Below are 25,749 nucleotides of genomic sequence, written 5' to 3'. Positions count from 1 at the left end.
ATGGTGCTTGCCGCTGGGCTCGGAAAGCGCATGCGGCCAATCACCGACACGATGCCGAAGCCGCTGGTCAAGATATCAGGCAAGACATTGCTCGACTGGAGCCTGGACAGCCTGGCCCACGCCGGTGTCAGCAAGGCCTTGGTCAACGTCCATTATTTTCCCGAACAGATCGTCGCCCATGTCGCCGCGCGCCGCGCCCCGAAAGTCGTCATTTCCGATGAAAGCGAAAGGCTGCTCGATTCCGCCGGCGGCATCGTCCATGCTTTGCCGGAACTGGGAGGGGCTCCCTTTTACATCGTCAACGCCGACACCTTCTGGATCGACAGCGGCGTGCCCAACCTTGCCCGCCTCGCCCTTGCGTGGGACGCGGCGAAAATGGATATTCTGCTGATGCTCGCAGACCTCCAGTCAGCAACCGGACACAGCGGCGGCACCGATTTCCTGATGTCGCCGGACGGCGCCTTGCGGCGTTCGAAAGGCGACCCAACAGGCCTGATCTATGCCGGCGCGGCGATCGTCCATCCGCGTCTGTTCAAGGATGCGCCGGCCGGGCCGCATTCGCTCAACGCCTATTTCGATGCGGCCATCGCTGCCGGTCGCCTGTTCGGCATGGCGGTGCATGGCTGTTGGATCACCGTTGGCACGCCCGACGCCATTCCGTTGGCGGAAGCGGCGGTTGCCGCCGCTCTTGCTGAGTCGCCCAGCGCTTTTCCCGAGTCGACCAGCGCCTTCACTGAGTTGAAATGAGCGGCTCCCGCCGCGTTTTCTCGATCCCGCCCGGAGCGCCGTTTCTGCCGACGCTGGCCGAGGCCTTGCTGTCCGGGCGGCTCGTTCCCGGTTTCCGCTTCGACGGCGACCCGCTGGCGCTGGCCGACGCCACAATCTACCTGCCGACCCGCCGCGCCGCGCGGGCGCTGCGCGGCGTCTTCGTCGACCGTCTGGGTGGCCGCTCGGCGATCCTGCCGGTCATCCGCCCGCTCGGCGAGTTCGACGAGGACGAAGCTGCATTCGAGGCCGACGCATCGGCCGCGATCGACCTCGCACCGCCGATCGCCGCGATCGAGCGCCTGCTGCTGCTGGCGCCGCTGGTGCGCGCCTGGAAACGCCGCCTGCCGGCGCATGTCGCGGCCCTTTTCGCCGAGGAGATCGTCGTGCCGGCGTCGGCCGCCGACGCCATCTGGCTGGCGCGCGACCTGGCCCGGCTGATGGACGAGATCGAGACGGAAGGTACGGACTGGGCCAGGCTCGCAGATCTGGTGACCGGCAACCTTGCCGGCTGGTGGCAAGTGACGCTCGACTTCCTGAGCATCGTCACCGAAAACTGGCCGAACCTGCTCGAAGAACGCAACCGCTCCAACCCTGCCGCGCATCGCAATGCGCTGATAAGGCTGGAAGCAGCGCGGCTGAAGCGAAATCCGCCCACCGGGCCGGTGGTCGCCGCCGGCTCCACCGGGTCTATTCCCGCCACCGCCGAACTGCTTGCGGTGATCGCCGGCCTGCCTAGCGGCGCGGTCGTGCTGCCCGGCCTCGACCTGATGCTGGATGAGCCGTCGTTCCAGGCAATCGCGGCACTTGGCGCCCGCCCGGCCTTGCTTGGCCACCCGCAATACGGCCTGGCAAAGCTGATCGGCAAGATCGGCGTGCTGCGTGGCGATGTCGAGGAGATCGCCGTTGCCGAAAGGCCACTCGCGCTGCGCGCCGCACTTGTCGGCGAGGCGCTGCGGCCGGCGGAGACCACCGAGCTCTGGGCCGAGACGCGCGCGCGCTTCACGGCCGGCGATATCACCGAGGCCTTCGCCGGTGTGACGCTTCTCGAAGCCGCCAGCGAACGCGACGAAGCGGTGGCGATCGCAGTCGCGCTCAAACGTGCCGTCGAGCAGCCCGGCCAGCGCGCCGCACTCGTAACCGGCGACCGCGCCCTGGCGCGGCGCGTCTCGGTCGAGCTGCTGCGCTTCAGCGTCGTCGCAGACGATTCCGGCGGCACGCCGCTCATCAACACGCCAGCCGCCGGCCTGCTCAGGCTGGCGCTTCAGGCCGCCTTCCGCCCCGGCGATCCCGTGGCTCTGCTGTCGCTGCTCAAGCACCCGCTGCTTGGCCTCGGCCTGGAGCGCGCAAGCGTCCGCCATGCGGCAGAGATCGTCGAACTGGTGGCGCTGCGCGGCGGCACCGGCCGCCCCGACGTCGCATCGCTGCCCGAGCTCTTCGAGGCCCGCCTGACCGGCCTGGGCGGCACCCGCCCGCCTTTCTGGTTTTCCCGCCTGACTGTGCGAAATATCGAGGGCGCCCGCGAATTGCTCGTCCGCCTTGCCGCTGCGCTGGCGCCGCTGATCGCTTTTCGCAGTCAAGCCGAGGCCGATCTTGCCGAATTGACCCGGGCCAGCGTCGTCGCGCTCGAAAGCCTCGGCCGCCCCGCGGATGGCAGCCTGAGCGAACTCTATGCCGGCGACGCCGGCGAAAAGCTCGCCGAGCTCTTGCGTGGGCTGGTCGCCGCCTCGGCGCCGTTCTCCTTCGCGGCGACCGAATGGCCCGATGTGATGGAGGCGCTGATCGCGCCCGAAACCGTCAAGCCGGCACAAGGGACCGACAGGAACATCGCCATCTGGGGTGCGCTGGAAGCCCGGTTGCAGAACGTCGACACGCTGGTCATCGGCGGGCTCAATGAGGGCGTGTGGCCGCGCAAGCCGGAAAGCGACCGCTTCATGTCGCGGCTGATGAAGACCGGCATCGATCTCGAGCCGCCCGAACGGCGCATCGGCTTGGCCGCCCATGATTTCCAGATGGCGATGGGGACCAAGAAAGTGGTGCTGGCGCGCTCCGCTCGCTCAGGCGACGCGCCGGCGGTGCCGTCGCGCTGGCTGCAACGCCTCCTGACATTCATCGGCAAGGACCATGCGGCGGTGCTTCGCCGGCGTGGGGATGAATTCCTGTCCTGGGCCCGTGCGCTCGACGCCGGCGAAAGAAGAGACTTCGCGCCGCGACCGCAGCCGAAGCCGCCGCTGGCTGTGCGGCCTCAGCACTTCTCCGTCACCGAGATCGAGACGCTGCGCCGCGACCCGTACGCGGTCTACGCCAGGAGGATCCTCGGCCTGATGCCGCTCGATCCGATCATCCGCGACCCGGGCGCTGCCGAACGCGGCACGCTGTTTCACGCCATCCTGCATCTCTTTTCGCGGACCGTGGCCGACCCGCTTGTGCCGGAGGCGCTGGACGGCCTCATTGCCGCCGGCCGCCAATGCTTTGCCGAGACGGCCCTTCCTCCCGATGTCGAGGCGGTGTGGTGGCCGCGCTTTGAAAAGCTTGCCGCCGGCATCATCGAATGGGAGCGCGGCCGCGCCTTCGCCGTGACACGGCGCCACGCGGAGGAACGCGCCGAAAAAACCGGCGTCGGCCAGTCCGGCGTGACGCTGTCCGGCTATGCCGATCGCGTCGACCTCCTGGCCGGCGGCATGGCCGACATCCTCGACTACAAGACCGGCTCCTCGCCGTCCAAGGCACAGGCCCATACGCTGCTTTCGCCGCAACTGGCGCTTGAGGGCGCGCTGCTCAGGCGCGGCGCTTTCAAGGGGCTTGGCGCGCGCGAGCCGTCGCAGCTGGCCTTCATCAGGCTGAAGCCGAACGGCGAGGTGTTCGAGGAATCCATCCTCGAATACAATCGCAAGCCGCGAACCGCAGCCGATCTTGCCGAGGAGGCCTGGGCGCGGCTCGAAAAACTGCTGATCCACTATGCCGACCCGGCGACCGGCTATCTTTCGCGCGCGCTGCCGTTCCGTGAGGGCGAGACCGACGGCGACTACGACCATCTCGCCCGCGTGCTCGAATGGTCTGCCGGCGGCGACGCCGACGACGAGGGAGGGGAGGCATGAAGAAGGCCTATCCCATCCCGACCGATACCGCCGCCAGCCAGGCCAGCGCCTCCGACCCGCAAAACTCCGCCTGGGTGTCGGCCAATGCCGGATCGGGCAAGACCCACGTGCTGGCCCAACGCGTTATCCGGCTCTTGCTGCGCGGCACCGATCCGTCGAAGATCCTGTGCCTGACCTATACCCGGGCCGCCGCCGCCAACATGTCGAACAGGGTGTTTTCGACGCTGTCGGAATGGACGGCGCTTGGCGACGTCGAACTGGCGGCAAGGATAGAGGCGCTGGACGGTCGCCAACCCGATCGCGAAACCATACGCCGCGCCCGCCGGCTGTTCGCCGAGGCGCTGGAAACACCGGGCGGGCTGAAGATCCAGACCATTCACGCCTTCTGCGAATCCGTGCTGCACCAGTTTCCGCTGGAAGCCAACATACCGGCTCATTTCGAAATGCTCGATCCGCAGATGGAGGCGTCGCTCTTCGCCGCCGCCCGCCGCGACATGATCTCAGGCACTGCCGCCGGCGATGCGGGACTGGCCGAGGCTTTCGCCACCATTCTGGAACGCGGCGGCGAACATGGGCTCGACGCGCTGCTGGCCGAGATCGTGCGCAAGCGCGACGGTTTGCGCGCCTTCATCAGCGCGGCCGGCGGCGATGGCTTCCGGGCGCTGTTCGATGAGTTCAGGTTTCGCGCCGGCCAGACCGCCGAAGGCCTGGCGGCGTCCGTCTGGCCGCTGCCGGGCTTCCTGCCGGACTATTTCATCACCTTTGCCCGCGCTGCCGAAGCCGCCGATGCCCGCATCGTGCTGAACAATTTGCTGCCCTACGCCCATCTTGCCTTCGCCGAGGACGATCCGGTTCGCCGGCTGCAATTGCTGGCAAAAGCCTTCCTGCGGGCGGATGGCGAGCCTTATGAGCCGGCAAAGACCTTCAAGAAGGCGTTGCTCGACCGGTTGCCGGATCTTGCCGAGCGCTATCTCCTAGCGGCCGATGCCATCCTCGAAATCTCCGACCGGCTGGCCTTGTTCAGGATGCTGGAGGGCACACGTGCCGCGCTGACCATCGCCGACTGGCTGATCGCCCGCTACGAACACTTGAAGCGCGCCCGCGGCTTTCTCGATTTCAACGACCTCATCACCCGAACGGTCAATCTTCTGGCGCGGCCCGACGCCGGTCCATGGGTGCAATACAAGCTCGACCAAGGCATCGACCATATACTGCTCGACGAGGCGCAGGACACCAGTCCCGACCAGTGGGAGGTGGTGAAACGGCTGGCCGAGGAATTCTTTGCCGGGCTCGGCGCGCGCGACACGGTCCACCGCACGGTCTTTGCCGTCGGCGACGAAAAACAGTCGATCTATTCCTTTCAAGGAGCGGCGCCAGACTCCTTCGCCGACTCAAGGCTGCTGTTTTCCGGGAAGGTGCGCGACGCCAACGCCGCCTTCGCCGACCTCAAGTTGACCTGGTCCTTCCGCTCGACCGACGACGTGCTTGCGGCGGTGGACCGTGTCTTTGCCGACCCGGCCGTGCGGCGCGGCATCAGCCACGATCCCGACCCGCTGAACCACAAGGCGATCCGCACGGATGCGCCGGGCTATGTCGAGGTCTGGCCGTCGGTCGGCGCCGACGTCGTCGACGAACCCGACGACTGGACGCAAGCCGTCGACCACGCCCACGCGCCGGCGGTGCGCGTTGCCGAAAACGTGGCGGCGACCATTGCCGGCTGGATCGGCGCCGACGAGATCATCGAAGGCCGCGGCAAGAAGCTTCGGCCCGGCGACGTGCTGGTGCTGGTGCGCAAGCGCGATCGCTTCGTCCATGCGCTGACACGCGCGCTGAAGCGTCGTGACATCCCGGTCGCCGGCGCCGACCGGCTCAGCCTGCCCGGCCATATCGCGGTGAAGGACCTGATCGCGCTCGGCCACTTTCTTGTCCAGCCTGAGGACGATCTGTCGCTTGCCGCCGTGCTGCGCAGCCCGATTTTCGATGTTTCGGAAGAGATGCTTTTCGCGCTCGCCGGCGCGCGGCCGTCGGGCCTCTCCTTGATCGCATCGCTCAGGCAGCAAGCCGGCGAAAGCACTGCCTTGGCCGCAATCGCTGCCCAGCTCGACACATGGTCCGATGAAGCCGCATTCAAGCCGGTGTTCGAATTCTATGCCGGGGCTCTCGCCCGCGACGGCCTGCGCAAGAAGATGATCGCGCGGCTCGGGCCGGAAGCCGGCGACATCCTCGACGAGTTTCTGAGCTTCTGCCTGGCCGAGGAGCGGACCGGCCTGCCGGGACTGGAATCCTTCCTGTCGACGCTGGAGAATGCCGGCCCCGAGATCAAGCGTGAAATGGACCAGACCCGCGACGAGGTTCGCGTCATGACCGTGCATGCCGCCAAGGGCCTGGAAGCGCCTGTCGTGTTCCTGGTCGATGGTGGCTCGGCGCCGTTCAGCGACCAGCATCTACCGCGACTGATGCCGATCGATGGCTCGGGCGAATACTGGGACGGCAAGGGTTATCTCTGGCGTTCGGCCAGCGATGTCGCCAATGGATTTTCACGGGCCGCTTCGGTCCGCGCCCGCGAGCTGGCCGACGACGAATACCGCCGGCTGCTCTATGTCGGCATGACCCGCGCCGAGGACCGGCTGATCGTCTGCGGCTATCACGGCAAGCGGGCGCCGAACGTCGGCACCTGGCATTCGGTCGTCAGCCGCGCGCTGGTCGGCGCCCCCGAAAGCGCAGAGCGGCAGCACCCCGCCACCGGCGAGACCGTGCATCGCTTTCACGTGACAAAATTGCCGCCGGTCGCACAGGCGGCCGCCGAAGAAGCGCGGCAGACGCATCAGTTCGAGCCGTTGCCGAAAACCCTGTTCCAGCCCTTGCCGCCCTTCGAGGACCTGCCGCGCCCGCTGTCGCCGTCCGGCGCCTCGGCGCTGATCGACGAGGCCAAGCAAGCGGTGATCGACACCGGCTCGCCGGTGCTGGACGCTGAGAAGGAGCCCGGCTTTGCCGTGGTGCGGGGACTGGCGCTGCACAAATTGTTGCAGATGCTGCCGGGCATTGCCGAGGCCGAACGCCGGGATGCCGCGGAGCGCTACCTCAAGCGCGCCGGCGCGCAATGGCCTGAAACCGAGCGCGACAAGGCCTTGGCCTCGGTGGCAGCGATCCTTGCCGACAGCCGTTTCGCGCCATTGTTTGCGTCATCGTCGCGCGCCGAAGTCGCGGTCATGGGCAGCCTGGAGGTGAAGGGCAAGCTGCGCTCGATCTGCGGCAAGATCGACCGGCTGGCGGTCACATCGGGCAAGGTGTCGATCGTCGACTACAAGACCAATAGGCCGGCGCCTGCAACCCTAGCGGACGTTCCACCGGCCTATGTCCTGCAGCTCGCGCTCTATCGCGCGCTGCTCCAGCCACTTTATCCCGGGCATGAAGTCTCTGCGGCGCTGTTGTTCACTGAAGCGCCACGCTTGATCGAGCTCCCGCCGGCGGTCATGGACGACGCTCTTGCCCGACTCACGGGAGCGTGACACAACAGCTGCTTGAAGAAGGGCACGATCACCACCACATTTGGTGCGACAATAACTCTTGAAAGGATTTTCGCATGGCCACCGTCAAGGTCGACAAGAGCAATTTCCAGACCGATGTGCTTGATGCCAAGGAGCCGGTCGTCGTCGATTTCTGGGCGGAGTGGTGCGGCCCGTGCAAGATGATCGCGCCGGCGCTGGAAGACATCGCCATCGAACTCGGCAGCAAGGTCAAGATCGCCAAGCTCAACATTGACGAGAATCCCGAGCTGGCCGCGCAGTTCGGCGTGCGCTCGATCCCGACGCTGATGATCTTCAAGGGCGGCGAAATGGCCGACATGAAGGTCGGTGCCGCGCCGAAGACGGCGCTGTCGCACTGGATCAACGGCAATCTCGCCTGATCCGACCTGAATCTATGCAATCAAGCCCGGCCCTCGCGCCGGGCTTTTTGTTGGCGTCATCTACAGCGCCGCGCGTCCCTTGGACGCGCAAAGGACGCTGTAGCACTTGATCTTGCGCATGACCCAGAAAATCGAATGCGATTTTCTGGGTCATGCGCTGGTCCGCCCTGGCACTCGCCACTTGCCGGCTCATGTTCTTGTCTGGCTTAAAGCAGGAGAACGACATGACCGGATCCGCCAAGGCCACCGTCTTCATCGACAATGAGCGCGTCATCGTCACCGAATACCGCTTCGCGCCGGGCGACAACACCGGCTGGCACCGTCACGGCCATGATTACGTCATCGTGCCGCTGATGGACGGCAAGCTCAAGCTCCTGACCAAGGACGGCGAATCCTTCGCCGAAATGAAGAAGGGCGCGCCCTATTTCCGCAAGGAGGGCGTGGAGCATGACGTCATCAATGCCAATGAGGGCGAGTATGCCTTCATCGAGATCGAGCTGAAGTAACGCGGGAGCAGACCCTCGCAACATCGCCGGTGGAGGCAGGACCGTATTGGGAAGAGTCCGCTTGAATGCCACTCATATTGACGCTACATTACGTCAGAAAATGTGTGGATTGAAGGAAGGCTGAGATGGCTCTGGTCCAGTACGCGGACGGTGGGTTCTTTGCCCCAAGAAAAATCGCCGAGGCGCTGCGCACCACCAGCGAGGAAGTGGCCCGGACTGCCGGGCTCGGTCGCGACGCCGTTCAGCGCAAGGAACGCATCCGTTCCGACAGGACGCAGCGCCGCCTGCGCGAGATGGTTGAAATCATCAACAAGGTTGAACCGCGCTTTGGCTCCGCGCTGATGGCGTATGCCTGGTACCGGTCCGAGCCTCTGCCCGGCTTTTCGGGACAGACGGCCATGCAGCTTGTGCGCGGCGGGCGGGCCGCTGAGGTGCTTGAATATGTCGATGCGATCGATGCCGGCGTTCACGCCTGACACAACTGATGCACTACCGCGGCAAACTGTTTCGGGCGATCAACCCAATCTACGCACGTGAACCGCTCTCGGGGCGCGGCGCCGCATTGTTTGGCGGGCGGTTCAACCCGAAGGGCACGCCGGCGCTCTATACATCACTGACCGTCATAACCGCTCTGCGCGAGGCCAACCAGGTCGGCAATCTCCAGCCGACGACGCTCGTTTCCTATGACGCCGAAATCGCAAGTGTTTTCGACAGCCGGGACGAGGCCGCGCTCAAGGATGAAGGGTTGGATGCAACAGCTCTTGCCGACAGCGCGTGGCGGGATCAGATGCAGGCAAGCGGAGAAGCAAGAACGCAGGCTTTGGCGCGCCGATTGATCGCGAAGGGCTATCCAGCCATGCTTGTTCGCAGCTTTGCGGCCGGCGCTGTCGAGACGGATCTCAACCTCGTTCTATGGAAATGGGGCGATGATCCTCCGTGGCGGCTCGCGCTGATCGACGACGAAGGCAGACTGTCGTGAGAAGCGCAATGACTTGGCAATCGCTCCCGCGTTCTGGAGCGTTCAGCTTTCGATAGAACCGCCGAACCGCTCTCTAAGTATTTGTTTTACGCAATTCCCTAGGAAAGCGCTACGCGCTTTTCCCGGAAAACCGCGACCTACTTTTCCTGGAATTGCTCTGGCCTCTTGGTACCGGAGGTCCGGCAGAATAGATCAGGTCGGCGGTGTGCCGTTTTCGGCCAGTACCGCGCCGGCCAGATAGAGCGAGCCGCTGATCAGGATGCGCGGTGGCGGTCCGTCCCATGTGTCGCGCAGCAGCATCAGCGCGTTGGCGACGGAGCTCACCGGTTCGGCCGACAGGCCGGCCTCGACGGCGCGGATCGCCAATTCGTCATTCGGCACGCTGGCCTCGCTGAGGCTCACCGGCACCGTGTAGACATGCCGCACCAAACCCTTGAAGGCGCGGAAATAACCGCTTTGGTCCTTGGTGTTGATCATGCCGGAAATCAGGAACAGCGGCCGCGGGTTCTTTTCCTCCTGCTCGGCAAGTGCTTCGGCGACGACCACACCGGCGCCCGGATTGTGGCCGCCGTCGAGCCAGATGTCGGCGCCCGTCGGCGCCAGTACCGTCAGTCTGCCTTGCGGCAATTTCTGCATCCGCCCCGGCCAGGTGACATTGGCCATTGCCTTGTCGGCGACGCGATGGCTGATCTCGAAGCCCGCCGCCTTGGCTGCCGCAATCGCCGCCGCCGCATTGGCGAACTGATGGCGCCCGGGCAGGCGCGGCGGTGACAGGTCCATCAATCCGTCTTCGTCCTGATAGACCATCCGGCCGTTTTCCTCGAAGGCGAGGAAATCCTGGCCGTAGACGAAGGCGGGACAGTCGAGCCGCTCGGCGGTTTCGATAAGCACCTGCAGCGCCGTCTCGCTTTCCTGCGCGCCGATGACCACCGGACAACCGCTTTTGATGATGCCAGCCTTTTCGGCGGCGATCAGTTCGACACGGTCGCCGAGAAAGGATTCGTGGTCGAGCGAGACCGGCATGATAACCGACACCGCCGGCTCGGTGATGACATTGGTGGCGTCGAAGCGGCCGCCGAGACCGACCTCGATGATGACGGCATCTGCCGGATGTTCGGAAAACAGCAGGAAGGTGACGGCGGTGAGGATTTCGAAGACGGTGATCTTCTGGCCCTCATTGGCCTTGGCGACGCGGGCGATGGCGTCGGCGAAGACCTTGTCCTCGACCAGTCTGCCGCCGCCGTCGGCGGCCAGCCGGTAGCGCTCATGCCAGTTCACCAGATGCGGCGATGTGTGGACATGGACGCGGTGGCCGGCCGCTTCGAGCAGCGCCCGCGAAAACGCGGCGCAGGAGCCCTTGCCGTTGGTGCCGGCGATGTGGATGACCGGCGGCAGATGGTTCTGCGGATTGCCCAGCCGCTCCAGCAGCCGCGAAATGCGGTCGAGCGAAAGATCGAAGCCCTTCGGATGAAGCGACATCAGGCTTTCGATTTCGCGGTCGGCGGCAAGCGTGGTCATGGGAGAATCCTAGCGCATGACCCCGAAAATCGAAATCGATTTTCGGAAAGGATCATGCGCGAAATCAAGATGCTACAGCGCCACAAATGGCACGCAATCGCGGTTCGCGACGAAGGATGTCGCGTCAGGCTTGCGGGCGTGTTTCCGCCGGGAGCGCCACCGGCGGCAGGATTTCCGGTTCCAGCGGCTTTTCTTCTTCCGGCAGCTTGAGCAGCATTTTCAGCAGCCGCGCGATCGTCTGGCGCATCTCCAGCCGCGACACCACCATGTCGACCATGCCGTGCTCCATCAGATACTCGGAGCGCTGGAAGCCGTCGGGCAGCTTTTCCCGGATGGTCTGCTCGATGACGCGCGGCCCGGCAAAGCCGATCAGCGCGCCGGGTTCGGCGATGTGCACGTCGCCCAGCATGGCGTAGGAGGCGGTGACGCCGCCGGTGGTCGGGTTGGTCAGGACGACGATATAGGGAAGGCCGGCTTCCTTCAGCCGATCGACGCCGATCGTGGTTCTCGGCAATTGCATGAGCGAGAGGATGCCTTCCTGCATGCGGGCGCCGCCGGAGGCCGCGAACAGGATCAGCGGCCGCTTGCGTTGCACTGCGACCTCGAAGCCACGAACGATGGCGTCGCCGGCGGCCATGCCGAGCGAGCCGCCCATGAAGGCGAAGTCCTGCACGGTCACCACCACCGGCAGGCCTTCGACGGTGCCCAGTGCATTGATGATCGCGTCCTCCAGCCCGGTCTTGGCCTTGGCATCCTTCAGCCGATCGGTGTAGCGCTTCTCGTCGCGGAATTTCAGCGGGTCCTGCACCACTTTGGGATTTTCGAGCATCTCGTACTTGCCGTCGTCGAAGAAGAATTTCAGCCGCTCCTTGGCCGAGATCTTCATGTGGTGGCCGGAGGACGGGATGACGAACTGGTTCTGCTCCAGGTCCTTGTGGAAGACCATCTCGCCGGTCTCCGGATCCTTGATCCAGAGGTTCTCAGGCATGTCGGTGCGCCGGCCGAGCATCGAATTGATCTTCGGGCGAACGTAGTTGGTGATCCAGTTCATCGCTTCGGCTCCTGTCCTGACGAAGAGGTAGGACGGTTATTCGGCGGCAGCAAGGCGGGCCGCACGCACGCCTTGCGAAAGCTCGCTGACCAGCGTGGCGACCGCCTCGGCCGGATCGGCGGTCTTTTCGCCCTTCGGTCCCAGAACATTGGCGACCGCATTGACGATCGCGGTGCCGACGACGACGCCGTCGGCCGACGCCCCGATGATGCGCGCCTGTTCGGCGGTCTTGACGCCGAAGCCGACGCAGACCGGCAGGTCGGTATGGCCCTTGATGCGCGTGACCGCCGCCGCCACCTTGCCGGTGTCGGCAAGTGCTGAACCGGTGATGCCGGTCATCGACACGTAGTAGACGAAGCCGGAGGTGTTCTGCAGCACCTTGGGCAGGCGCTTGTCGTCGGTGGTCGGCGTCGCCAGCCGGATGAAATTGATGCCGGCCTTCAGCGCCGGAATGCACAATTCCTCATCCATTTCCGGCGGCAGATCGACGACGATCAGCCCGTCTATGCCGCTGGCCAGCGCGTCGCTCAGGAAGCGGTCGACGCCATGGATGTAGATCGGATTGTAGTAGCCCATCAAAACGATCGGCGTTTCCTGGTCGGCGGCGCGGAATTCCGACGCCATCTTCAGCGTCTTGACCAGCGTCTGGCCACCTTTCAGCGCGCGCAGGCCGGCGGCCTGGATCGCCGGGCCGTCGGCCATCGGATCGGAAAACGGCATGCCCATTTCGATGATGTCGGCGCCTGCCTTGGGCAGCGCCTTCATGATCGACAAAGCGGTGTCGTAGTCCGGGTCGCCGCTCATGAAATAGGTGACGAGCGCCGGGCGGCCCTCGGCCTTCAGCTTGGCCATGCGGCGGTCGATGCGGGTGGTCATGATCAGATCTCCATGCCCAGCATATTGGCCACCGTATGCACATCCTTGTCGCCGCGGCCGGACAGGTTGACGATGACGATCTGGTCCTTGTCCATGGCGGGTACGATCTTCACCGCATGCGCGATGGCATGGGCGGATTCGAGCGCCGGAATGATGCCTTCGACGCGCGTCGTCAGCTGGAATGCCTCCAGCGCCTCGTCGTCGAGGATGGGCACATAGTCGACGCGGCCACTGTCGCGCAGCCAGGAATGCTCCGGCCCGACGCCCGGATAGTCGAGGCCAGCCGAGATCGAATGCCCGTCCATGATCTGCCCGTCGGCGTTCTGCAGGAGATAGGTGCGGTTGCCGTGCAGCACGCCGGGCGCGCCGGCACTCATCGAGGCGCAATGCTCGATGCCGTCGAGGCCGCGGCCGCCGGCCGCGATGCCGATGATCTTTACGCTGCGGTCGTCGAGGAACGGGTGAAACAGGCCGATGGCGTTCGAGCCGCCGCCGACGGCGGCGATGATCGTGTCCGGCAGCCGGCCTTCCTGCTCGAGGATCTGGGCGCGCGCCTCAATGCCGATCACCGACTGGAAGTCGCGCACCAGCTCCGGATAAGGATGGGGGCCGGCGGCGGTGCCGATCAGGTAATAGGTGTCCTCGACATTGGTCACCCAATCCCGAAGAGCTTCGTTCATGGCGTCCTTCAGCGTACCGTGGCCGGCCGTCACTGGCCGCACCTCGGCACCGAGCAGCTTCATCCGGAAGACGTTCGGGCTTTGCCGCGCGACGTCGGTGGCGCCCATATAGACGACACAAGGAAAACCGAAACGCGCCGCCACCGTAGCCGACGCGACGCCGTGCTGGCCGGCGCCGGTCTCGGCGATGATGCGCTTCTTGCCCATGCGCTTAGCCAGCAGGATCTGGCCGAGGCAATTGTTGATCTTGTGCGAGCCGGTGTGGTTCAAATCCTCGCGCTTGAAATAGACCTTTGCGCCGCCCCCAAGACCCTTCGCCGAGGAAACCTCGCGAAGATGCCTGGTCAGGCCTTCGGCGAAATAAAGCTTCGACGGCCGCCCCGCATAGTGGGTTGAAAGGTTAGTCAGTTCGGCCTTGAAATCAGGATCGTCCTTGACCTCGTTCCAGTGCCGCTCGAGGTCGAGGATCAGCGGCATCAACGTTTCGGCAACGAAACGACCGCCGAAGATGCCGAACATACCCTGCTCGTCGGGTCCGGTGCGGAAGGAATTGGGTATCGCCGGCCTGTTCATCGCCGATCTCCTAGTTGGTTTGAAGCATGGTCAGGCCGCGCGGTTGTCGCGTGCTGCCCTGACGGCCCGGAAAAATTGTTCGATCAGCGCCGGATCCTTGACGCCCGGTGCGCTTTCCACGCCCGAGGAAATGTCTAGTCCGGGCGGGTTGGCAAGCCGAAAGGCATCGCCGATATTGGCGGCGTTGAGCCCACCGGAAAGCATGTAATCGACGCCTGCGTCAAGGCCGGCCAGAACGCGCCAGTCGAAGGCAATGCCGTTGCCGCCCGGCAGTTCCGAACCCTTCGGCGGCTTGGCGTCGAACAGGAAACGGTCAGCTATGCCGACGTAGGGTCTTATCCGCTCCAGGTCGGCAGCCTCGCTGACCGGCAGCGCCTTCATTACCGGCAGGCCATAGCGGCCCTTGATCTCGGCCACCCGCTCCGGCGTTTCCGAACCATGCAACTGGAGCATGTCCGGACGCATTTTTTCGACGATTTCATCCAGAAACGCATCGCCGGCGTCGACCGTCACGGCAACCGCCTTGGCCTTGCCGATTGCCGCTTCGCGCAAGCGGCCGGCTTCCGCCGGCTCGACATAGCGCGGGCTTTTGGCGAAGAAAATAAAGCCGACATGGCTGGCGCCGCCGGCCACTGCCGCGGCCAACGCCTTGTCGGTCTTCAATCCGCATATCTTGATGTCGAGCGCCATGGCGCGGGGATTGGCACGAAACGGCAAAAGAGTCGAGAAAAAGCGTCCTGTTTGCCGCCAGCGCGGAACGCGCTACCTTCCTAAGACAAGAGAGCGGAACGCGCTACCTTACTTCAGATAGTAGAGGCGGGAGCAAACAAGCATGGCAGACGAGACCGTCGCCCAACTCAGGCAGAAGATCGCGCAGGCCCGCGAGGTCATCGCTCATTTGATGGACAAGGCTGCCTTCAACGGCGCCGAGGCACACCGCGCGCTGGATTATTTCGGCAGTGACACCTTCAAGAAGGACTTCTTGCCATGGCCGCGCCATACCGACGAAGGTTTGCGTCCTGAAGAGCTCAACGCTGCCAACGACGATTGATCGGCGATCTACTCGAACATGATCGCTTGCAGCGCGCCGCCATTGCGCTTGAGCCAATCCTTGCAGCGCTCGGTGTCCGGGCAGAGCTGCTCGCACAATTTCCAGAATTTCGGGCCGTGGTTCATCTCCTTGAGATGCGCCACCTCATGCGCGACGAGGTAGTTTATGACCGGTCGCGGCGCCATCATGATGCGCCAGGAGAAGGACAGGTTGCCGTCCGACGTGCACGACCCCCAGCGGCTCGACGTGTCCTTGAAGCGGATTGCCTTGGCGCGCTTGCCGACCGCCCCGGTATGCTTGACCACCAGCGCCTCGATCTCGCGCTTGGCTTCGCGCTTGAGAAAATCGGCGATGCGGCGCGGCAGGTGCACGCGATCGCCATGCACGATCATCAGCGGGCCGCGTTCGTCGCGCGACAGCGTGACGGTCCCGCGTTTCGAAGGCTCATGAACGATGCGATGCGGCACGCCGCGCACCGGTATCTTTATGCCCGGCCGCACCTGCGGCCGGTTGGGCACCTTGGCCAGCCGCTGCTCCAGCCAGTCCTGATGGCGATCGAGGAATTTTTCGACCTCGCCCCGCCGCAGGCCCGGCGGCACGGTGATGCGCAGACCACGGCCGCCGGAATCGATGCGCAGCGTCAGGCGCCGTGCCCGGTCGCTCTCGACGATCTTGAGCGGCAGCGTGCGGCCGGCAACACAATGCTCCCGCTCCACGACGGGGGCGGGCCTGGGTTTGGTCAGGTTGCGGAAGAAGCCGAATGACATGGCGGGACGATACGTGATTCGAGGAAAACGAATAGAACAAAAAAGAAACGGCGCCGCTGACGCGACGCCGTTTTTGATTATTTATATCAGGCCAAGTGCGTCACTCGTCCAGTAGGCCTGGCGTGGATTTGCCACCGTTGCCAGTCCCCGTCGAGCCGGTCGATCCACCAGTTGTAGGAGATGTCGGCTTGTTGCGGTTCGCCATGAAGCGATCGAACTCTTCCTGGTCCTTGGCGCGACGCAATTCCCTGGCATATTCGTCGAACTCGCTCAGCATCTCGTCGAGCTTGCGGCGCTCTTCATTGAGCCGCTCGAGTTCCTTTTCGCGCCAGTCGTCGAAAGCGACGTTGCCGGTGCGGGCGGAGCCGTGGCCCCAGCGCGCCGCCTTGTCGGAACCGCGGCGGCAGCCGGCAAAGATGCCGTCGGTCGCGCGGTTGACGTCGCGCTTGAAGCCCTCAAGCCGGTCGCCCCAGATGATGTAGGCGAGCATGGCGAGGCCGAGCGGCCAGAACACCATGAAGCCGATCACCATCAGAGCGATGGTCGCCGGGGTCCAGGCCGGACGGATCAATGCAGATGTGTTCATTTTCTCCCAATCCTTCAGTTGGAGACAGCCAATCCCGGCTGCGTGGAATCGAAATGGGATGGGAAAAACCGCGATTCAAGACAGCGCCGGCCAAAACCGGATAATCGTTTGAAATGCTTATCGCTTTTTGAGCGTTTCGAGGAAAAGAACGACCAGGCCCGCAATCAGCCCCCAGAACGCCGCGCCGACGCCGAACAGCGTCAGCCCCGAAGCGGTGACGGCAAAGGTGACGGTGGCGGCCATGCGTTCGCCGTCTTCCTTCAAGGCGATCGACAGCGCGTTGGCGAGCGGCGCCATCAGCGCCAGTCCGGCCACCAGCACGATCAGGCTCTGCGGCAGCACGGCGAAGATCGCCACCAGCGAGGCGCCGAAAATGGCGAAGACGAGATAGGCAAGCGCGTAGAAGGGACCGGTCTTCCAGCGCTCGCCCGGATCGGGATGCACATCGGGACCGGTGCAGATCGCCGCCGAGATCGCCGCCAGATTGGTGGTCGAGGCCCCGAACGGCGCCGACAGCAGCGAAAGCAGGCCGGTGACGCCGATCAGCTGGCCAGGTTCCGGGTGATAGCCCGCGGCCCTCAGCACAGCCAGGCCGGACAGATTCTGCGAGGCCATGGTGACGAGATAGAGCGGTAGCGCCAGGCCGATGATCGCTGTGACGGTGAACTGCGGCGCAATCAGCGTCAATGTCGAAAGTTCCGGGGTCGGCAGACCACCGACCCGGCCGGTGAGGAAGGCGGCAGCGCCGCCGCCGATCAGCACCGCCAGCACCGAGAGCGCCGGATTGAACAAGCGGATGACAAAGAAGGCGGCGATCAGCGGCAGGATCAGCCACGGGTCGATGGGAATTGCCTTCACCGCATTAATGGCGAAGGTGACGACGATGCCGGCGAGCATCCCCGACGCGACCGAGGCCGGTATCCTGGCGATCAGCTTGGTCAAAGGCCTGAACAGGCCGGTGGCAATCAGCAAAATCCCGGTGACGATGAAGGCGCCGACGGCCTCGCCGATCGAAAAGCCGCTCGATGCCGCGATCAGCGCCACCCCTGGCGTCGACCATGCGGCGATGATCGGCATCCTGGTGCGCCATGACAGCCACAAGCTCTCGATCGCCATGGCGAGGCAGATCGCCGTCACCCAGCTGGCGGTTTCGACCTGCGTCGCGCCAACCGCCTTGGCGGCAGCGATGACGATGGCCAGCGTGCCGCCGAAGCCGACAATCGCCGCGACGAAGGCGGATACCGGAATGGAAATGCGCATGTCCCTAGCCTGCCTGCCGCACCATGGCGTCGACCGCCCGCACCAGCATGTCGAGATCCTGAGGTCGCGACAGACGGTGGTCGCCGTCGGGGATCAGCGACAGCGTGACGTCGTCGGCCGGCAGCAGGCCGACCAGTTTCAGCGCATGGCTCGGCGGCACGTCGGCATCGGCCAGCCCTTGCAATATATGGACGGGGCAATGGGTGTCGATCGGCCCGTTCATTGTCAGGTTGTTGCGGCCGTCCTCGATCAGCGCTCGGGTGTAGATGTAAGGCTCGGCCGAATAGCCCGACGGCTCCTCGAAAAAACCCTTTTTGGCAAGATCCCGCTTCTGCGCTTTGGTCAGCGCCGGCTCGACCAGCTCTGCAGTGAAATCCGACGCCGGCGCCAGCAGCACCAGGCCGGCGATGCGGTTCTCGCCTGCCATGTACAATTTTTGGCGCAGTTCCTGGACCATGCGCAGCGCGATCCATGCGCCCATCGACGAGCCGACCAGGATCTGACTGCCTTGCGTGAAATGGCGGAAGACAGCGAGGCTTTGCGAAAGCCAGTTCGAGATGGTGCCGTCGGCAAAGGCGCCACCCGATTCGCCATGACCGGAATAGTCGTGGCGCAGGAAAGCCCGGCCTTGCCCGCTCGCCCATTCCGCCAGCTTCTCGGCCTTGGTGCCCAGCATGTCCGACTTGTAGCCGCCGAGCCAGACGATGCCTGGTGCGGCACCCGCAGCGCGCCTGACAGCGATGCTGGTTCCGTCGACGTCGAGAAAAACCGGTGCGGTCATGGCTCACTCCTCACGCAGGTCTTTTGACACAGCTGGCGGTTCAACGAAAAGTGCTCGGCAACTTTCTTCATTTGGTACAGGCTGAAGGCAGGGAACAGGTGATTTCCTGAGAACGCTGTGCTATTGACTCCGGCCGCGCGCTCACCACATTGGCGCGTTCGCAATCTGAACTGAAAAACCCTGAACGAAACGGCTCAAGGAGACCACGACCATTCGCAGACCTTTCAAAGCAACGGCGCCCACCAAGGAGGGCCCGCGCTCCAACCGTGACATCCGGGTTCCCCGGGTCCAACTTATCGACGCCGAAGGCCACAACCATGGCGATGTCTCCATCAACGACGCATTGCTGCTCGCCGAAGAGGCTGGGCTCGATCTGGTCGAGATATCGCCCAACGCAGTGCCGCCCGTCGTAAAAATTCTCGATCTCGGCAAGCTGAAATACGCCAACCAGAAGAAGGCGGCCGAGGCGCGCAAGAACCAGAAGGTCATCGAGATCAAGGAGATCAAGATGCGCCCGAACATCGACAGCCATGACTACGAGACCAAGATGAAAGCGGTCCGGCGGTTTTTCGAGGAAGGTGACAAGGTCAAGCTGACATTGCGCTTTCGCGGCCGCGAGATGGCGCATATGGAACTCGGCATGCAGCTTCTGAATAAAGTTCGTGAGGAAGTGGCGCCCATCGCCAAGGTCGAAGCCGAACCGAAGCTCGAAGGCCGCCAGATGATGATGGTGCTGGCGCCCCGCTAAAGCGATCCCGTCAAAAACAAAAGGCCGCTTTGGCGGCCTTTTGTTTTTGTCTTTGTCTTCGCCATGATTTCTCCGCAAGTTGCATCGACAAGGATTCTGGTTGCCGGCCTCGCGGCGAAAGGATTGTCCCATGGCCGCTGCGGCACGTTCTCCGATTGAAAAGTCGTTCGACGAAATGGGCCGCTATCAGCGGCGCCGGCGCGTCCTGCTGGCGCTGCTGATCGGTGCTTTTTGCGCCTTGCTGATCTTCGGGGGCTCCACGCACGATGAACTAGGCCACGAACGCATAGAGGGGCAGTACGGGATCGCCCTGATACTGATCGGGATCGGCGGCCGGCTCTGGTCGATCCTCTATATCGGCGGCCGCAAGTCGGCCGAAGTGGTTGCTACCGGCCCATATTCGGTGATGCGCAACCCGCTGTATTTTTTCTCCACCGTAGCGGCCGCCGGCATCGGCGCCCAGACCGGCAGCGTGATCGTCTCGGTGGCGTCGGCGGTTTTGTGCGCGGCCGCGTTCTACATCGTCACGCTGCGCGAGGAACGGCATTTGACGACCGTGCTCGGGGCGCCGTACAAGGACTACATCGCACGAGTGCCGCGGTTTTTTCCCAATCCCCGGCTTTATCGCGATCAGGCCCAGGTCACCTTCACACCGCGCATCTTCAATCACACGCTGCGCGATGGCTTGATGTTCCTGGCTTCCATACCGTTTTCGAACTCATCGAGTCCGGACAGGAAAGCGGTGTAATTCCCGTCCTCTTCTGGCTGTATTGAGCGGGATGGGTAGGCAAAGGAGGCGCCATGCCACCCGCCTTCTCGCTTCTTTTCCTCGCGCGTCGTTGTCCCAAAACCGCTGCGAACCTCGGGTCAAGCGCATGGACAGGCTTTTGGGCAACATGCATTAAATTCGCCTGAATCATCCTGCAGGGCGTCCCGGCGATCGGCGGGGCGCCTGTTTCTTGGCCAGACGCTGCGATCGCTGGCGAAATTCCTCGACGATCGGATTCCCGACATGTTTAATGAAGTTAAATCGGCGCGGGCCGAACAAGCGCAGGCCAAGCGTGCGCTGGGCAGATATCAGCACGCGCGCAGGATGGTGCTTGCCGCCCTCGTGGTCGTCATGTTCGCGGCGCTGCTGTTTGGCCAATCTGCTTTTCCTCCCGAAAGCGTGCCGCACGAAACGATCGAAATGGTCGGCGTTCTGCTGATCTTTCTCGGCATTGTCGGGCGCTTGTGGTCGACGCTCTATATCGGCGGACGCAAATCCTCAGAGGTGGTTACCGGCGGACCCTATTCGATCACCCGCAATCCGCTCTATGTCTTCTCCTCGATAGCTGCCGCCGGCGTCGGCGCGCAGATGGGCTCGATCACTGCGGCGATCGGCTTCGCGGTGATTTGCGCCGCCGCCTTTCATATCGTCATCCTGCGCGAAGAGAAGTTCCTGAAGGAGGCCTTCGGTACTCCATTCCAGGCCTATATGGCACGGGTGCCGCGCTTCTTCCCGAAGCTTTCGCTGTATCAGGAAGGCAACACCGGCAGCTTCAAGCCGCGCCTGCTGCGGACGACGCTGCTGGACGGACTGGTGTTCCTCGTCGCCATGCCGTTTTTCGAATCGATCGACGGCGCCCAGCAATCAGGCATACTGCCGGTGCTGTTCCGTTTCCCATAGGCACAGGGTGTTGCGCGCCGCCCCGCTTTGACGTATAGCACCGCCGTTCCCAAAAACCGCCCGGCAGGGCATGCCGTGGCGGTTTCATTTGCTTTTCGGGCTTTGGTCGGCCTGAAGCGAACAACAAGCGCGATGATGCGCACATAATCGGAGTAGCAAAATGCCCAAGATGAAGACCAAGTCAGCCGCCAAGAAGCGGTTCAAGATCACAGGTACGGGTAAAGTCCTGTCGGCTGCGGCCGGCAAGCGTCACGGCATGATCAAGCGTTCCAACAAGTTCATTCGAAATGCCCGCGGCACGATGGTTCTGGCTGAACCGGATGGCAAGAAGGTCATCAAGAATTTTCTGCCGAACGGCCTCTAAGAGCATTCGGGCTGGACAACGTTTTAAGGAGATCATGACATGGCACGCGTAAAAAGAGGCGTCACCTCGCACGCCAAGCACAAGAAGGTCCTGAAAGCCGCCAAGGGTTTCTACGGCCGCCGTAAGAACACCATTCGCATCGCCAAGCAGGCGGTGGAAAAGTCGCTGCAGTACGCCTACCGCGACCGCAAGAACCGCAAGCGTTCGTTCCGCGCTCTGTGGATCCAGCGCATCAATGCCGCGGCCCACGAGCATGGCCTGACCTATGGCCGCTTCATCGACGGTCTCAACAAGGCCGGCATCGAGATCGATCGCAAGATCCTGTCGGACATGGCCATCCACGAGCCGCAGGCATTTGCCGCGCTTGTGGCCAAGGCCAAGGTTGCGCTCGAATACCTCAAGAACACCACGCCGAACGCTTTTGAAAGCGCTGTAGCCTAACCAGCGCCTTCCCAAGCAACTTCGACACTTGATTTGGGAAACCCGCGCTGGCAGGGCTGGCGCGGGTTTTTCTTTGCCTCCAATCGAGTCTGAAACATGAGTGACATGGAAACTCTCGAAAATTCCCTGATGACCGACATTGCGTCGGCCGCCGACGAACAGGCGATCGAGGCCGTGCGTGTTTCAGCGCTCGGCAAGAAGGGGTCGGTCTCCGAAATGCTGAAGACGCTCGGCTCGATGAGCGCAGAAGAGCGCCAGATAAAGGGCCCGGCTATCAACGGCCTCAAGAACCGTATCACTGAGGCGCTTACCGCGCGGCGCGCTGAGCTGAAGGACGTGGCGATCGCGGCACGGCTCGCGGCGGAAAAGGTCGACGTCACGCTGCCGGTGCGGCAATCGCCGGCCGAGCGTGGCCGCATCCATCCTATCAGCCAAGTCAGCGACGAGATTGCCGCTATCTTCGGCGACCTCGGCTTTGCCATCGCCGAAGGCCCCGATATCGAGACCGATTACTACAATTTCACCGCGCTGAATTTCCCGGAAGGCCATCCGGCGCGCGAGATGCACGACACCTTCTTCTTCCAGCCGGACGAGAAGGGCGAGCGCAAGCTTTTGCGCACCCACACCTCTCCGGTGCAGATCCGCACCATGGAGGTGCAGAAGCCTCCGATCCGCATCGTTATTCCCGGAAAAACCTACCGGCAGGATTCCGATGCCACGCACTCGCCGATGTTCCATCAGGTCGAGGGACTGGTGATCGACAGATCAGCCAATGTCGCCAACATGAAATGGGTGCTGGAGGAGTTCTGCAAGGCCTTCTTCGAGGTGCCGCAGGTCAAGATGCGCTTCCGGCCGTCCTTCTTCCCGTTCACCGAACCCAGCATGGAGGTTGACATCCAGTGCGACCGTTCGCGGCCGGGTGAGGTGCGCTTCGGCGAAGGCTCCGACTGGATGGAGATCCTCGGCTGCGGCATGGTCCACCCCAACGTGCTCCGCTACGGCGGGCTCGATCCCGATGAGTATCAGGGCTTTGCCTGGGGCATGGGCATCGACCGCATCGCCATGCTGAAATACGGCATGCCGGACCTGCGCGCCTTCTTCGACGCCGATGTGCGTTGGCTGTCGCATTACGGTTTTCGGCCGCTCGACATGCCGACCCTGTTCGGAGGCTTGAGCGCATGACAGCGGTCCACACCGGTGGCTGCCGCTGCGGCGCCGTGCGGTTCGAGGCTTCGGCCGAACCGCACCATGTCAGCTATTGCCATTGCGGTGATTGCCGGCGGGCCAGCGGCGCGCCGGTTTCGGCCTTTGTCGGCTTTCTGACCGAGCAGATCGCCTTCACGGGCAAGGCGCTGAAGATGTTCGAGAACGGCCCCGTGACGCGCTCCTTTTGCGGCATCTGCGGTTCGCCGATCGCCTATGTCGACGAGCGGCTGGCCGATCACATCTATTTCATGCTCGGCGCCATGGACATTCCGGCCTATTTCAAGCCGAAGCACCATGCCCATGTGCGCGAACAACTGCCCTTCCTGCACATGCCGGACGACTTGCCACGCCATTTGAAGACCAGCGTGCCCAGACCATCAGACGGAACACAGTCATGAAACTCACCCTCTCCTGGCTCAAGGATCACCTCGAGACCGATGCCTCGCTGGCCGAGATCGTCGAGCGGCTGACTTCGATCGGCCTCGAAGTCGAGCATGTCGACGACAGGTCGAGCCTGAAGCCTTTCGTCATCGCCAAGGTGCTGACGGCGGTGCAGCATCCCGACGCCGACCGGCTGCGCGTCCTGACGGTCGACATCGGCGACGGCAAGGCCCCTGTGCAGGTCGTCTGCGGCGCGCCCAATGCGCGCGCGGGCCTGATCGGCGCCTTTGCAGCACCCGGCACCTATATTCCCGGCATCGACGTGACGCTGACGGTCGGCAAGATCCGTGGCGTCGAAAGTCACGGCATGATGTGCTCCGAGCGCGAGCTCGAGCTTTCCGATGAGCATGACGGCATCATCGACCTGCCCGCCGATGCGCCGGTCGGCACCAGCTACGCCGCCTACGCGCATCTCGACGATCCGGTCATAGAGATCAACCTGACGCCGAACCGGCCGGATGCGACCAGTGTCTATGGCATCGCCCGCGATCTGGCGGCGAGTGGGCTCGGCCGCCTCGTCGGCGGCGCGATCATGCCGCATGCCGGCAGCGGCATGTGCCCGGTGAAGGTGACGATCGAGGCGCCGGAGCTCTGCCCCGGCTTCGCGCTGAGATTGGTGAAAGGCGTGAAGAACGGTCCGTCGCCCAAATGGCTGCAGCAGCGGCTGATCGCCATTGGGCTTCGGCCGATCAGCGCGCTGGTCGATATCACCAATTACGTCACCTTCGATCGTGGCCGGCCGCTGCATGTCTTCGACGCGAACAAGGTCGCCGGCAACCTTACCGTGCGCCGGGCGCGTGACGGTGAAAAGGTGCTGGCGCTCGACGGCCGCGAATACACGCTGACGCCTGATATGTGCGCCATCGCGGACGAGGACGGCGTCGAATCGATCGCCGGCATCATGGGCGGCGAGCATTCGGGCTGCGACGAGAACACGTCAGACGTGCTGATCGAATCGGCACTTTGGGATCCGATGACCACGGCCCGCACCGGCCGCACGCTCGGCATCATCAGCGATGCGCGCTACCGGTTCGAGCGCGGCGTCGACCCTGAATTCATGGTGCCCGGCGTGGAGCTGGCGACCAAGCTGGTGCTGGATTTCTGCGGTGGGACGCCGACCGAAACCGAAGTCATCGGCTATGCCGGCCATGACGAGAAGATCGTTTCCTTCCCGCTGTCGGAAGTGAAGCGGCTGACCGGCATCGAGGTGCCCAGGAACGAGAGTCTCGCCATCCTTTCGCGCCTCGGCTTCAAGCCGGAAGGCGCGGGCGATGTCGTCGATGTAGCGGTGCCGTCCTGGCGGCCGGATGTCGACGGCAAGGCCGATCTGGTCGAGGAAGTCATGCGCATCCATGGCGTCGACAACATCGCCCCGCAGCCGCTCGGCGCGCATGATGCCGTCAATGCCAAGATCCTGACCACGCTGCAGGTCCGCACCCGCGCCGCCAAGCGGGCGCTGGCGGTGCGCGGCATGATGGAGGCGGTCACCTGGTCGTTCATTCCGGCAAAACATGCCGAACTGTTCGGCGGCGGCGAGACCGCACTCAAGCTCGCCAATCCGATCGCTGCCGACATGTCCGACATGCGGCCGTCGCTGCTGCCGGGCCTGATCGCCGCCGCGCAGCGCAATGCCGACAAGGGCATCGGCGATGTCGCGCTGTTCGAAGTGTCCGGCACCTATGAGGGCGATGCGGCCGACCAGCAGCGGCGCGTCGCCGCTGGCGTGCGGCGCGGCACGGCCAAGCTCGATGGCTCCGGCCGTCATTGGGCCGGCAATGCCGGTTCGGTCGGCGTGTTCGACGCCAAAGCCGACGCGATCGCCGCACTTGAAGTCTGCGGCGCGCCGGTCGACCGGCTGCAGATCGAGGCCGGCGGCCCGGCCTGGTATCATCCCGGCCGTTCCGGCACGATCAAGCTCGGACCTAAAGTCATCTTGGGCACCTTCGGCGAATTCCATCCGAAGACGCTGGAGGAACTGGACGTCTCCGGGCCGTTCTGCGGCTTCGAGGTGTTCGTCGATGCCGTGCCCGAGCCGAAGGCCAAGCCGACGCGGACAAAGCCGAAGCTCGAACTGTCCGCCTTCCAGGCTGTCAAGCGCGATTTCGCCTTCGTCGTCGACAAAGCGGTCGAAGCCGCCACGCTGACCCGCGCCGCCCTTGCCGCCGACAAGAAGCTGATCACCAACGTCTCGGTCTTCGATGTTTTCGAAGGAGCGTCGCTGGGTGCTGCCAAGAAATCGATCGCCATCGAGGTATCGATCCAGCCGGTCGAAAAGACGCTGACCGACGAGGATTTCGAGGCGCTGGCAAAGCGCATCGTCGAGAATGTGAACAAGCAGACCGGCGGCGTGCTGCGCGGCTGAATTTGCGGATGCCCGGCGATCGCCTTCTAGGCCGTGTGGACAGTTACCGCAACCATAGGACAATAGCCGCGAGAGTGACAACGGCGCGGTAATTGCGGGCGGTTTTCTCGAAGCGGGTTG

25 protein-coding genes are annotated in these 25,749 nt (G+C 63.9%); 16 read left to right on the top strand and 9 right to left on the bottom strand.

Annotation, left to right across the window (positions count from 1 at the left end):
• The 7 genes from NKH12_RS22065 (at window position 1) to NKH12_RS22035 (ending at window position 9,255) form a co-directional block, all read left to right on the top strand.
• Window positions 1–747, top strand: a complete 747-nt coding sequence (locus NKH12_RS22065; protein WP_352955073.1) for a nucleotidyltransferase family protein — start codon at window positions 1–3, stop codon at window positions 745–747.
• Window positions 744–3,863 carry a double-strand break repair protein AddB gene (gene addB / locus NKH12_RS22060; RefSeq protein WP_352955069.1) on the top strand — a complete coding sequence of 1,040 codons (3,120 nt, stop codon included), beginning with the start codon at window positions 744–746 and terminating at the stop codon, window positions 3,861–3,863. Before NKH12_RS22065 ends, addB begins: the two co-directional genes overlap by 4 nt.
• Window positions 3,860–7,372, top strand: coding sequence for a double-strand break repair helicase AddA (gene addA / locus NKH12_RS22055; RefSeq protein ID WP_352955068.1), 3,513 nt, complete (start codon window positions 3,860–3,862; stop codon window positions 7,370–7,372). Before addB ends, addA begins: the two co-directional genes overlap by 4 nt.
• Window positions 7,373–7,446: 74 nt before the next feature.
• Window positions 7,447–7,770 carry a thioredoxin gene (gene trxA, locus NKH12_RS22050; RefSeq protein WP_027152031.1) on the top strand — a complete coding sequence of 108 codons (324 nt, stop codon included), beginning with the start codon at window positions 7,447–7,449 and terminating at the stop codon, window positions 7,768–7,770.
• 224 nt (window positions 7,771–7,994) lie between these two features.
• Window positions 7,995–8,276 carry a cupin domain-containing protein gene (locus NKH12_RS22045; RefSeq protein ID WP_065011517.1) on the top strand — a complete coding sequence of 94 codons (282 nt, stop codon included), beginning with the start codon at window positions 7,995–7,997 and terminating at the stop codon, window positions 8,274–8,276.
• 125 nt (window positions 8,277–8,401) lie between these two features.
• The gene (locus tag NKH12_RS22040; RefSeq protein ID WP_077374772.1) at window positions 8,402–8,752 is read left to right on the top strand and encodes an MbcA/ParS/Xre antitoxin family protein; all 351 of its coding nucleotides are present in this window, start codon (window positions 8,402–8,404) and stop codon (window positions 8,750–8,752) included.
• Between the two features lie 8 nt (window positions 8,753–8,760).
• Window positions 8,761–9,255 (top strand): RES family NAD+ phosphorylase, encoded by a 495-nt coding sequence (locus tag NKH12_RS22035; protein WP_352955067.1) that lies wholly within the window; start codon window positions 8,761–8,763, stop codon window positions 9,253–9,255.
• Between the two features lie 192 nt (window positions 9,256–9,447).
• Here NKH12_RS22035 and NKH12_RS22030 read toward each other — a convergent pair whose 3' ends face one another.
• The 5 genes from NKH12_RS22030 to NKH12_RS22010 form a co-directional block, all read right to left on the bottom strand.
• Window positions 9,448–10,773 carry a bifunctional folylpolyglutamate synthase/dihydrofolate synthase gene (locus tag NKH12_RS22030; RefSeq protein WP_352955066.1) on the bottom strand — a complete coding sequence of 442 codons (1,326 nt, stop codon included), beginning with the start codon at window positions 10,771–10,773 and terminating at the stop codon, window positions 9,448–9,450.
• Window positions 10,774–10,897: 124 nt separating this feature from the next.
• Window positions 10,898–11,824, bottom strand: a complete 927-nt coding sequence (gene accD / locus NKH12_RS22025; RefSeq protein ID WP_352955065.1) for an acetyl-CoA carboxylase, carboxyltransferase subunit beta — start codon at window positions 11,822–11,824, stop codon at window positions 10,898–10,900.
• A gap of 36 nt (window positions 11,825–11,860) precedes the next feature.
• Entirely contained in the window at window positions 11,861–12,700 is an 840-nt protein-coding gene (gene trpA / locus NKH12_RS22020) for a tryptophan synthase subunit alpha (protein WP_352955064.1), read from the bottom strand.
• A 2-nt stretch (window positions 12,701–12,702) separates the two neighbouring features.
• Entirely contained in the window at window positions 12,703–13,953 is a 1,251-nt protein-coding gene (gene trpB / locus NKH12_RS22015) for a tryptophan synthase subunit beta (protein WP_352955063.1), read from the bottom strand.
• A gap of 30 nt (window positions 13,954–13,983) precedes the next feature.
• Entirely contained in the window at window positions 13,984–14,643 is a 660-nt protein-coding gene (locus NKH12_RS22010; RefSeq protein ID WP_352955062.1) for a phosphoribosylanthranilate isomerase, read from the bottom strand.
• Window positions 14,644–14,785: 142 nt separating this feature from the next.
• Here NKH12_RS22010 and NKH12_RS22005 point away from each other — a divergent pair, with 142 nt between their 5' ends.
• A complete protein-coding gene (locus NKH12_RS22005) occupies window positions 14,786–15,004 on the top strand; it encodes a hypothetical protein (protein WP_352955061.1) in 219 nt (72 codons plus the stop codon).
• An 8-nt stretch (window positions 15,005–15,012) separates the two neighbouring features.
• On the opposite strand, the gene NKH12_RS22000 is transcribed toward NKH12_RS22005, so the two are convergent.
• From NKH12_RS22000 to NKH12_RS21985, 4 genes are all read right to left on the bottom strand, one after another.
• Window positions 15,013–15,771, bottom strand: coding sequence for a M48 family metallopeptidase (locus NKH12_RS22000; RefSeq protein ID WP_029347461.1), 759 nt, complete (start codon window positions 15,769–15,771; stop codon window positions 15,013–15,015).
• 100 nt (window positions 15,772–15,871) lie between these two features.
• Window positions 15,872–16,357, bottom strand: coding sequence for a DUF2852 domain-containing protein (locus NKH12_RS21995; RefSeq protein ID WP_352955060.1), 486 nt, complete (start codon window positions 16,355–16,357; stop codon window positions 15,872–15,874).
• Between the two features lie 117 nt (window positions 16,358–16,474).
• Entirely contained in the window at window positions 16,475–17,617 is a 1,143-nt protein-coding gene (locus tag NKH12_RS21990) for a benzoate/H(+) symporter BenE family transporter (protein ID WP_352955059.1), read from the bottom strand.
• 4 nt (window positions 17,618–17,621) lie between these two features.
• Entirely contained in the window at window positions 17,622–18,398 is a 777-nt protein-coding gene (locus tag NKH12_RS21985) for an alpha/beta hydrolase (RefSeq protein ID WP_352955058.1), read from the bottom strand.
• 211 nt (window positions 18,399–18,609) lie between these two features.
• Between NKH12_RS21985 and infC the strand changes: the two genes are divergently transcribed.
• The 8 genes from infC to pheT all read left to right on the top strand — a co-directional run bounded on the left by infC (window position 18,610) and on the right by pheT (window position 25,629).
• On the top strand, window positions 18,610–19,146 hold the full coding sequence (gene infC, locus NKH12_RS21980; RefSeq protein WP_077374810.1) for a translation initiation factor IF-3: 537 nt from the start codon (window positions 18,610–18,612) through the stop codon (window positions 19,144–19,146).
• 130 nt (window positions 19,147–19,276) lie between these two features.
• A complete protein-coding gene (locus tag NKH12_RS21975) occupies window positions 19,277–19,894 on the top strand; it encodes a methyltransferase family protein (RefSeq protein WP_352955057.1) in 618 nt (205 codons plus the stop codon).
• A gap of 264 nt (window positions 19,895–20,158) precedes the next feature.
• Complete coding sequence (locus NKH12_RS21970) at window positions 20,159–20,815, top strand: methyltransferase family protein (RefSeq protein ID WP_352955056.1); 657 nt, start codon at window positions 20,159–20,161, stop codon at window positions 20,813–20,815.
• A gap of 160 nt (window positions 20,816–20,975) precedes the next feature.
• Window positions 20,976–21,179: a 50S ribosomal protein L35 gene (gene rpmI / locus NKH12_RS21965; RefSeq protein ID WP_006201248.1), complete on the top strand. Its 204-nt coding sequence runs from the start codon at window positions 20,976–20,978 to the stop codon at window positions 21,177–21,179.
• A 39-nt stretch (window positions 21,180–21,218) separates the two neighbouring features.
• Window positions 21,219–21,620: a 50S ribosomal protein L20 gene (gene rplT / locus NKH12_RS21960; RefSeq protein WP_352955055.1), complete on the top strand. Its 402-nt coding sequence runs from the start codon at window positions 21,219–21,221 to the stop codon at window positions 21,618–21,620.
• Between the two features lie 96 nt (window positions 21,621–21,716).
• Window positions 21,717–22,802 carry a phenylalanine--tRNA ligase subunit alpha gene (gene pheS, locus NKH12_RS21955; protein WP_352955054.1) on the top strand — a complete coding sequence of 362 codons (1,086 nt, stop codon included), beginning with the start codon at window positions 21,717–21,719 and terminating at the stop codon, window positions 22,800–22,802.
• A complete protein-coding gene (locus tag NKH12_RS21950) occupies window positions 22,799–23,224 on the top strand; it encodes a GFA family protein (RefSeq protein ID WP_352955053.1) in 426 nt (141 codons plus the stop codon). Before pheS ends, NKH12_RS21950 begins: the two co-directional genes overlap by 4 nt.
• Window positions 23,221–25,629 (top strand): phenylalanine--tRNA ligase subunit beta, encoded by a 2,409-nt coding sequence (pheT, locus tag NKH12_RS21945; RefSeq protein ID WP_352955052.1) that lies wholly within the window; start codon window positions 23,221–23,223, stop codon window positions 25,627–25,629. The genes NKH12_RS21950 and pheT overlap by 4 nt, the downstream gene beginning before the upstream one ends.
• Window positions 25,630–25,749 lie beyond the last annotated feature (120 nt).

The sequence above is a fragment of the Mesorhizobium sp. M1322 genome (assembly GCF_040318085.1).
Classification (GTDB): Bacteria; Pseudomonadota; Alphaproteobacteria; order Rhizobiales; family Rhizobiaceae; genus Mesorhizobium.
Note: the sequence above shows the minus strand (reverse complement) of the source record. Positions and strands in the feature narration are given on the sequence as shown.